Here is a 499-nt window from a genome sequence, read left to right on the forward strand (position 1 = left end):
CGTACATATTGGCTTTGCCCATACTCTCCGGGATCAGTCCCATAAAGTTACCGACTCCACACGATGGTTCCAGGATATTTCCCTGTTTCAGTCCCATATTTTCCAGTGCTTCATACATGCTTCGGATCACGGTCGGGGATGTATAAAAAGCATTTAAGGTCGATGCCCTTGCTGCTCTGTATTCTTCTGGTGATAAGGTATTCTTTAATTCCAGATACTCATCTGCCCAGCTGCTGTTACTCTCCTCAAATGCCTGCGGGATACCACCCCAGCCAACATAACGGGATAAAATTTCCTGTTCTTCGGGTGCTGCCAGACGTTCTTCTTTCTCCAAAGTCTGTAACAAATGGATGGCTTCCATATTTGCCTTATACTTTGCCTTCGGACCGCCTGCACCAAGGTCATTATCCTGGATACGGAAGTTGTATGGTTCTATCACAGCTTTTTCCTGTTCCTGACTTTCCAGAATAGATTCTTCGGCAGTAACCTCTTCCTCTTC

1 protein-coding gene is annotated in these 499 nt (G+C 45.9%); it reads right to left on the reverse strand.

The genetic code is table 11. The features are described 5' to 3' along the window. Positions 1 to 499 (reverse strand): hypothetical protein (locus G5B06_RS18625; RefSeq protein ID WP_244094595.1); only part of this gene is annotated, 499 nt, incomplete at both ends.

Origin of the sequence: Blautia luti (assembly GCF_013304735.1) — a bacterium.
In the GTDB taxonomy this organism is placed as follows: Bacteria; Bacillota; Clostridia; order Lachnospirales; family Lachnospiraceae; genus Blautia_A.